This window comes from Sulfuricurvum sp. (genome assembly GCF_028710345.1).
Lineage (GTDB): Bacteria > Campylobacterota > Campylobacteria > Campylobacterales > Sulfurimonadaceae > Sulfuricurvum.
Genome location: NZ_JAQTUH010000038.1, coordinates 1 through 4,985 on the forward strand (window position 1 = coordinate 1; position 4,985 = coordinate 4,985).

The 4,985-nt window shown below is 42.2% G+C and carries 3 protein-coding genes; 1 reads left to right on the forward strand and 2 read right to left on the reverse strand.

Features of this window, described 5'->3' with window-relative positions; translation table 11 throughout:
• The first annotated feature begins 83 nt into the window (after positions 1-83).
• The gene (gene typA, locus PHC76_RS14680) at positions 84-1,889 is read left to right on the forward strand and encodes a translational GTPase TypA (RefSeq protein ID WP_300210700.1); all 1,806 of its coding nucleotides are present in this window, start codon (positions 84-86) and stop codon (positions 1,887-1,889) included.
• A 63-nt stretch (positions 1,890-1,952) separates the two neighbouring features.
• Here the strand turns inward: typA and PHC76_RS14685 are convergent, their stop codons facing one another.
• Both PHC76_RS14685 and PHC76_RS14690 read right to left on the reverse strand, forming a co-directional pair.
• Positions 1,953-3,764, reverse strand: coding sequence for a methyl-accepting chemotaxis protein (locus tag PHC76_RS14685; protein ID WP_300210702.1), 1,812 nt, complete (start codon positions 3,762-3,764; stop codon positions 1,953-1,955).
• Positions 3,765-3,870: 106 nt separating this feature from the next.
• A partial coding sequence (locus PHC76_RS14690) for an NAD(P)/FAD-dependent oxidoreductase (RefSeq protein WP_300210704.1) occupies positions 3,871-4,985 on the reverse strand: 1,115 nt, incomplete at its 5' end.

A 4,985-nucleotide genomic window follows, 5' to 3' on the forward strand; every position in this document is an offset into this window, starting at 1 on the left:
AATAGTAACATGCCTTAACATTTGCTTAACCTTAGTTTAGATATAATCCGCGAAAATCTTTGCCCTATTCATGAAGGACAGCAATGCAAAAAATTCGTAACATCGCCGTAATCGCGCACGTTGACCACGGTAAAACGACTCTAGTTGACGGATTGCTTAAGCAATCTGGAACATATGGAAGCCACGAACAAGTGAATGAAAGAGCGATGGACTCTAACGCCCTTGAAAAAGAGCGTGGGATTACTATTCTTTCTAAAAACACGGCAGTTCGTTACGGCGACCACAAAATTAACATTATCGATACTCCGGGCCACGCCGACTTCGGCGGTGAGGTTGAGCGTGTTTTGAAAATGGTTGACGGAGCTTTGATTCTTGTCGATGCGTATGAGGGTGTTATGCCTCAAACGAAATTCGTTGTTAAGAAAATGCTTGGTCTTGGAATCAAACCAATCGTTGTTATTAACAAAATTGACAAACCTTCCGCTGATCCTGAACGCGTAGTGGACGAAGTATTCGACCTATTCGTAGCAATGGATGCAACTGAAGATCAACTCGATTTCCCAATCGTTTACGCTGCAGCGCGTGATGGTATTGCAAAAATGGACATGGCTGATCCTGATGGTGATTTCAAATGTTTATTTGAGACTATCTTGGAAAAAGTACCTGAACCAACCGGTGATGCTGAAAATCCGACTCAGTTACAAGTTTTCACTCTTGACTACGATAACTATGTGGGTAAAATCGGTATTTCCCGTATTTTTAACGGACGCATTTCAAAAGGGGACAATATCCTTCTTGCAAAAGCAGACGGTGAAATGGTTAAAGGTAAGATCTCTAAATTGATCGGATTCCATGGTCTTAACCGTATGGAGATCCAAACTGCAGAAGCGGGTGACATCGTTGCTGTTGCCGGTATTGAAACGGTAGACGTTGGGGATACTATCTGTGATCCGCAAAATCCAATGCCACTTGATCCTATGCACATCGAAGAGCCGACTTTGACCGTTGTATTCTCGGTAAATGACTCTCCGCTTGCAGGTCAAGAAGGTAAACACGTTACAGCAAACAAAATCCGTGAGCGTCTTGATGCTGAGATGAACACCAACGTTGCGATGCGTTATGAGACAGTCGGAGAGGGTAAATTTATCGTTTCTGGTCGTGGTGAACTTCAAATTACGATTCTTGCTGAAAACATGCGTCGTGAAGGTTTCGAGTTCGGTATCGGACGTCCTGAAGTTATCGTCAAAGAGATCGAAGGGGTCAAATGTGAACCATTCGAACACCTCGTTGTTGACCTTCCAGCGGATAATGCAGGTACGATCATCGAGCGTCTTGGGCGTCGTAAAGCGGAAATGAAAGCAATGGTACCGATGGGTGAGGGCTTTACTCGCGTAGAGTTTGAAATTCCTGCGCGTGGATTGATCGGTTTCCGTGGTCAGTTTTTGACCGATACTAAAGGTGAAGGGGTTATGAACCATTCATTCTTGGAATTCCGCCCTTATACCGGTAACGTTGAGAGCCGTCAGTACGGAGCATTGATCTCTATGGAAGACGGTGTTGCGCTTGCGTACTCATTGTTTAACCTCCAAGATCGCGGTGTCCTTTTCACAGCACCTCAAACAAAAGTATACAAAGGGATGATTATCGGTGAGCACAGTCGTTCAAACGACCTTGATGTTAACCCGATCAAAGGGAAAGCACAATCAAACGTCCGTTCTTCTGGAGCAGACGAAGCGATTAAACTTGTTCCACCACGTGATATGAACCTTGAACGTGCATTAGAGTGGATTGAAGATGATGAACTTCTCGAAGTTACACCACTTACAATCCGTATCCGCAAACGTTGGTTAGATCCAACCGACCGCAAACGTTACGGAACTAAAAAGTAATTTTTCCTTCATTTCCGACCAAAAGGTCGGAAAGCTAATCTTCTCTTCTAATGCTTATCTTGTCTATCTTTTTTCAGCTATCATCGCGTCCAATGAAGCAAAAACATTTTTGCTTGCTTTTTCAGCTTCGGCAAAACACGCTACTATCTCATGGTGATGTTCTATACAGCTATTGTTTTTCACGCATTCAAGCGCTTTGAGCACTTGGTCATGTACAATTTTATGTGGAGCTTCCAGCGTTCGATAGGCATTCGTAGCACCAAACGCATTTTTACCCTCGCCTTGTTCATACCATTTTCCGAGTCTGCAATCGTGGTGGGTTGCAAATGAAGCTTTTAGTTCATTATTGAAAATTGAACTGTATGCATTAAATTTGAATACGATATGGTCTAGTTTTGCTAAAATACCGAAAACTTCGTATGCGATAGACTGATTTGAATTTTTTATGGTTGAGCTGCTTTGGATTAATTCATCTAAAATCACTTTAAACATATCAAGCTGTTTGCTTGAGTCCATAGCATACTCTTCCGTTGTTTCACTGCTTTCGATCATTGTGGTAGCATTTTGCTTTAAAATACTGATAGTCGCTTCTACTTCTGATGTTGCTTTTTGGGTTCGCTCAGCGAGTTTACGTACTTCATCGGCAACGACGGCGAAGCCTCGACCATGTTCTCCTGCTCGCGCTGCTTCAATAGCGGCATTAAGTGCAAGCAGATTGGTCTGATCGGAGATATCTTTAATGAGGGCAATAACCTGCCCGATTTCATCGATACTTTTTGCCAGACTTTCCGTACTGCTTTTTGTTTCGTTAATAAGTTCAACAACCTTTTCGATAGAATCTATGATTTTATCGGTACTTTTTTGTACTTCAGATACTACTTCGGCATTTTTTTCATTCATAGATGTTATGTTATTGACACTCTCTACGGTCCCACGAATAGAGGATTGAAGATCTGTTGATCCTGCTATTGCCCCCTCAGACATGTGCCCTGAGAGTTCTATCATCAAATCAGATTTTTCAAGGCTTCTACCCGCCTCAATATTAGCTTTTTGAGCTTGTGCTGCATGTTGATTCGCTTCATCGGCTAATGCTTCAATATTGGATAATACCTTATTGAAATTTACCGCCAGTGTATTGATTTCATCATCACCATGTGTGGGAATTCTTTGATTTAAATCTCCTTTTTCGGATGCCAGGGAGACGACGATGTGATTAAACTCTTCTAATCTTCTCGTAACCGCATAGGTAATAGCAAGCAATAAAGCACCGATAGCCAATATGACCAAGACGGTAAAAGTCATTTGTGCTAAAACACTTGATTTGGTGGTATCAATCCCTTCTTGTGTTTTTTCTTCGGAAAGTTTATTGGCTTTTTTGACTAATGCATCAATCGCCGTTCTATGCTCTTTAAAGATACTTTTGAGTTCCCCTTGCGCTAATGCCATGGCTTCGTCTTGTTTGTTGGCATTTACCAGAGGGATAAGCTTATGATTGGTCACATCAATGTATCTCAGTGCCGTTGCTTTTACTTGCGTGTCTATCATATTTTTGATTTCATCATCAAAAGGATTTTTGTCCCAATACTCAAGCCGATCATTAAACTCTTTTTCCAGTCTAGCGATATTGGACTCAATCCTATGAATATCCTCTTTAGTCTTCGCACGAGTCAGGTCTCGTGTTTCCATTCTCAGTTCTATGATGTATAGAGGAGGTGGCAGTATATCTGCGACTAAATCTTTCGAAGAGACAATGGTCTTGTAAATTGCTCCATCAATCTTTACTTTGTCCATAATAAAGTACGAACTTATACTGAGTGACAAAAATAAAAAGGCAACTAATGCGTTTGTAATCAGCATTTTTCTTTTGATGGTCATGGACTATCTCCTATATTCACTATGAGCAAATAGAATAGCGATATTTTTTTTTAATTACGCTTAAATAATAACTAAAAGCATCAGCTTGTGTTTTATGAAGATTAATTTATTTCCCCATCTCTTTTCCCGCAATCATTCCGCTCGCCCATGCAAAATTAAAGTTATAACCGCCACGTTTCCCCACAATATCAAGCACTTCACCTGCAAAATAAAGACCCTCTACCAGTTTTGATTCCATCGTTTTGTTATTGATTTGAGTCGTACTAACACCGCCACCGCTTACTTCAGCGTGTTTGAATCCATGGGTATCATTTACCTCAAATTTCCATTCTCCGATCAGATGGGAGAGTTTTTTGATCTCTTTAGGATTGAGCGTTGATACGTGTGTCGTGAGTGGGATTTGTACATCTTCGAGAAGATAGGTGACAATCTTGGCGGGGAGTAAGCCGCACAGCGCGTTTTGGACAGTTTGTGCTGGGACGGAGGCAAAGAGTGTATTTAGCGTGTTAGTAAGCGTTTTGGTATCAAACTGAGGTAATAGATTGAAGGAGAGACTAACGCGTTGTTTGTGTGTGAGTGCATACGAAGCGCGCTGAGAGATATCGAGAATCGCTAATCCCGAAATACCGTAATTGGCAAAGAGAATGTCTCCTGTTACTTTGTTGTACCGTTTGCCATCGATGTAGAGTGAAACCTCCGCTACCGTTTTCACTCCCGCCATTTTAGGTGCATGTTTAGACGAGAGATGGAGTTGCACGAGGCTAGGATAGGTAGGGATAATCTCATGTCCGAATGCTTTGGCGAAAGTATAACCATCCGCTGTTGCTCCTAACTGAGGTGCTGCTTCACTTCCTGTAGCGATGAGCACTTTATCATAACGGTGTTTGTGAGTTGAGGAAGTGACGGTAAAGGCATCAGCATCTTTAGAAATTGTCGTAACGGCGTCATCGGTGTGGATGGTGACACCCGCTTCGGTTACGGCACTTTTGAGGGCAATTAAAACCGATTTGGCTTCGTTAGAGAGGGGATAGCATCTGCCGTCGTCTTTGACGTCGAGTATCAATCCGATGGAGAGGCAGAGTTTTTCGAAATAGTGAAACCCCATTTGTTTGAGGGCGTAGGTGACAAAATGGGGATCATTACCAGCGTAGTCCTCATGTGAGGCAGTGGTGTTGATGATATTGCACCGTCCGTTGCCTGAAGCGAGTATCTTTTTACCCA

What these genes read in the sequence shown, in the direction of transcription:
- typA (WP_300210700.1), top strand. Translation starts at nt 84, where the DNA reads ATGCAAAAAATTCGTAACATCGCCGTAATCGCGCACGTTGACCACGGT.
- PHC76_RS14685 (WP_300210702.1), bottom strand. Translation starts at nt 3,764, where the DNA reads ATGACCATCAAAAGAAAAATGCTGATTACAAACGCATTAGTTGCCTTT.